Here is a 3,334-nt window from a genome sequence, read left to right as displayed (position 1 = left end):
GTTTGGGGCCCCCCCCTTTTTTGGGGGGGGCCGGGGGGGTCTCTCCCCCCCGGCCCCCCTAATTGGGTGGGACCGGGCTCTCATGTCGGCTACGCCGTCGCCGACGCGGCCGTCGGCCTCGAGCGCGGCGTTCTTGGCGTTCTCGACCTTCTGGGCCAGGGCGTCCAGCTTCTGGCGGGTGTCCTCGAGCGCCGTGTTCATCTGGTCGCTCGCGTGCTGAAAGCTCTGCTGAGCCTTCTCGCCACCCAGGTTGTCGTGGAAGTTCTTGGCGGCCGTCTGCAGCGCATCGATCTCGCCGTTGATCTTGCTGCCGTTGGTCTTCAGCTCCTCGAACAGCCGGTCCATGGCCTTGGGGTCGTAAAGAATCTCGCTCATGATCTCGGTTCCTCTGTCGTCGAATGAATAGCGGGACTGTTACTGCGGGCCTAGACCGGGTTCTCGTCCATCTTGACGAGCTGGTCCTTACCCGAGGTGACGGCCTGCGACAGGCGATTGAGCTTGTCGTTGAGCTGCGCCGACTCGTCGCTCCATTCGTCCATGATCCTCTTGAACTCGTCCTGCGCGCTGCCCTTCCAGCCCGCCCGAACCTCGTCGCACGCCGCGTCGACGGCATTCACGGAATTGCGCAGGTTGTTGATCGACGTCTCCATGTCGTTGACAACCTTGTCGATGCCGCCCACAACGACACCTACCTTGTCTCCGCCGAACATAGACATATCTCGGATCCTTTCGTCACGAATTGTGTTGATTCGGAGATCGGCTCGATCTCGCTGGGTACAGATTTCGAAAATGGAGCTACGGCGGCAGCCACCTCCCCCCGGGCAGCCCGTCGAGCAGCGCCGTAATCGCTTGCGTGACACGATGTTCGGTGCCCGGAGTAACCGTGGACCAGACCTGCTGATCCGGGGCGACCATGGGCGCGACGACGATCCGCCCGCGGGCGGTGTCGTACACCGCGACGGCCCCCGGGATCCGGGTGGTCAGTCCGTCGTGATGTGTCGACGCGACGATCTCGGCGACGGTATGGCAGGACCCGAATGCCAGGCCCAAGACTGTGGCATCGCGATCGGCGACACCGAGCGCGTACATCGCATCGGTGTACTCGCTCGCGGTGGTGGCCGCGTTCAGCCGGTCGGCCAGTTCGGCGGCCGGTGCGCTGAGGGTCGCGACGTCGGCCGCCGGACACGGGCCCAGCGCCGCCAGCAGCGGTCCGGCGACCGCCGGGCCGGAGCCGTCGACCCACACCGACCGCACCTCGAAGCTGTCGCCGCGCCGCACGGCCACCGCGTGCGCGTCGCCGCGGCGCACCAGGCACGCCCGGCGCGTGCCCTCCTCGGAGTAGATGCGAACGGACAGTTCGTATTCCGGCTGCGCCAGCGTGAACAGCGCCTGTGCCAGCTCCGCGTCGACCTCGCCGTGCGCGTCGATCACGCCGCCCTCGATCAGGCCCGCGACGGCCTGCTCGTGGGCCCGCTGGAACTCCTCGAACGAATCCTGTTGCGGCCCAACCGACAACGCCAGGGGCAGGGTCTGCACACCGAGGCGGTCGGCCACCGCGAGCAGCCCGTCGTTGTTCAGGGTCGTCACGGCGCACCCCCGCTCTGCGAGTCGGCCGCGGGCCGGGTGGGTGCGGGCTCGGCGCCGCCGAGAACCGCGGGGGCGGCCTGGATCTCGCCGTCGAGGTGATCACCCGCTTCGCCGGCGAGGCTGGCGCGCGGGAACCGCGGCACGTCCTGCGACGCGCCGCCCGCACCACCCGGGCCCGCCGCCGGACTCATCGGGACGGCCTCGGCGCTCGCGGTCGAGGCGTTCACCGGGACCGGCTGGGCCGTCACCTCGCCACTCGCCCCCGACTGCGCGTACACCGGCGCCTGATAGGCCGTGCGCACCCGCGGCACCGCGGTCGGCATCGACGGCATCGCCATCCGGCCCATCGGCATCATGCCGGGCATGGCGGCGCCCGCCACCGACGGCACGGGCGTCTGCCGGGCCGCCTGCTCGGCCGCCAGCGCCTTCTCCGGCGCCACCGTCGGCGGCTGCTCGTGCTGCCACGGCGTCGCCAGCGGTTCGGTGGCCGATTCGTAGTTGCGCATCACCCGCGAGGCCACCGCCTTGGCGACGTCGGCCTCCGCATCGGTGTCGGCCGCCACCGCGCGCACCGGCGCGCCGAGCATGCCGCCGATCGACTCCAGCATGCGCTGCACCTGCTGGATGGATTCGATATCGGCGGTATTGGGCATCGCCAGCCGCGCGACCTCGTAGGCGGCCACCTGGGCCTGCATCCGCGCGGCGTTCTGCGCCGCCGCGCCCGCGGCCTCGGCCAGCCAATCGCGCAGCCGCGACACGCGTTCCATCACCGCATCGCTGCGACCGGACTGCCAGGCGCCGCGCAGCGCAGCAAGGATCTGCTCGTATTCGACGACGGCGGCGCCGAATCCGGTAGCCAGCCGCGACCATGCGGCCGCGGCCTCGGCCATCGGCACAGAGCCCGGCCCCGTGGTGAGGTCCTGCGCGAGCTTCTGCGGCTCGCGCGCTTCCCACACCACGCCGGTGAACCCTGGCTGTGGCATCTCGATCATCTGCTGCGCAATACCTTTCAGGCCGAACCCTCGACCGCTCCGAGATTGGCGACGTTGTCGGCCTCCATCTGGCCGAACTGGTCGGTATTCAGCCGCAGCGTCGCCGCCAGCTTGCGCATCTCGTGCACGCTGGCCTGGGCGCTCGACAGATACGACGTCGCCACCTCGTTCGAGGTCTGCGCGGCGCGGCCCGACACCTCGTCCACCCCGGCGGGTTCGACCGTCAGCGCCGCCTCGACGGCGCTGAGATCCGAGGCCAGCCGGTCGGCCAGCGCATCCAATCCCGTTGCCGCCCTTCCGGCCGAGGCGGCGTCGAACTGCAGCCCGTCATTCACCTGACCAGCCATTACATCCTCCTGTTGTGCTGGGCACCCGTGTCAGAGAGTGAGTTCCTTGTCCGGCGGTGGTTCCGACGACGTATCGGTCGCGCCGACCACCGGCAACGTGACCCCCTCGATCCGGCCGACCACCTCGTCGCCGTGCTGGCCGGTGACCATGTTGGCCTTGACCGCCGCCTCGGCGCCCGCGTCCTCGGCCCGCCCCGCACCGGCGGCGCCCGCCGCGCCGCCCATCGGCATGTACGGGCTGCTGCCGCCGGAGCCGGTGCTCGACATGCCGCCCGACATCGCCGACCCGGCACTCGCGGCGGCGGCCGCGCCGCCCACACCGCTGACACCGCCCGCGGCGCGGGTGCCCTGCCAGGGACTCAGTGGCTGCGCCGCGGCGCCTGCCGCCGCGCCACCGACACCCAGGGC

5 protein-coding genes and 1 pseudogene are annotated in these 3,334 nt (G+C 70.7%); all 6 read right to left on the bottom strand.

Translation table 11 applies throughout. The features are described 5' to 3' along the window. Positions 1–375, bottom strand: a 375-nt coding sequence (locus QH290_RS01865) for a WXG100 family type VII secretion target (RefSeq protein ID WP_280381788.1), incomplete at its 3' end; no start/stop codon positions are given. A gap of 50 nt (positions 376–425) precedes the next feature. Continuing rightward, a complete protein-coding gene (locus QH290_RS01860) occupies positions 426–716 on the bottom strand; it encodes a WXG100 family type VII secretion target (RefSeq protein ID WP_280263107.1) in 291 nt (96 codons plus the stop codon). 79 nt (positions 717–795) lie between these two features. Then, positions 796–1,587 (bottom strand): ESX secretion-associated protein EspG, encoded by a 792-nt coding sequence (locus QH290_RS01855; RefSeq protein WP_280381787.1) that lies wholly within the window; start codon positions 1,585–1,587, stop codon positions 796–798. Then, the gene (locus QH290_RS01850) at positions 1,584–2,579 is read right to left on the bottom strand and encodes a PPE domain-containing protein (protein WP_280381786.1); all 996 of its coding nucleotides are present in this window, start codon (positions 2,577–2,579) and stop codon (positions 1,584–1,586) included. The genes QH290_RS01855 and QH290_RS01850 overlap by 4 nt, the downstream gene beginning before the upstream one ends. Positions 2,580–2,596: 17 nt before the next feature. Continuing rightward, positions 2,597–2,926: a PE family protein gene (locus tag QH290_RS01845; RefSeq protein ID WP_280263103.1), complete on the bottom strand. Its 330-nt coding sequence runs from the start codon at positions 2,924–2,926 to the stop codon at positions 2,597–2,599. 30 nt (positions 2,927–2,956) lie between these two features. Next, positions 2,957–3,334 (bottom strand): annotated as a pseudogene (locus QH290_RS01840) (hypothetical protein); the annotation flags it as partial.

Origin of the sequence: Nocardia wallacei (assembly GCF_029869545.1) — a bacterium.
Classification (GTDB): Bacteria; Actinomycetota; Actinomycetes; order Mycobacteriales; family Mycobacteriaceae; genus Nocardia; species Nocardia wallacei_A.
The sequence above is the reverse complement of the archived record's forward strand: the minus strand, read 5'-3'. Positions and strand labels throughout refer to the sequence as shown.

What these genes read in the sequence shown, in the direction of transcription:
- QH290_RS01860 (WP_280263107.1), bottom strand. Translation starts at nt 716, where the DNA reads ATGTCTATGTTCGGCGGAGACAAGGTAGGTGTCGTTGTGGGCGGCATC.
- QH290_RS01850 (WP_280381786.1), bottom strand. Translation starts at nt 2,579, where the DNA reads ATGATCGAGATGCCACAGCCAGGGTTCACCGGCGTGGTGTGGGAAGCG.
- QH290_RS01845 (WP_280263103.1), bottom strand. Translation starts at nt 2,926, where the DNA reads ATGGCTGGTCAGGTGAATGACGGGCTGCAGTTCGACGCCGCCTCGGCC.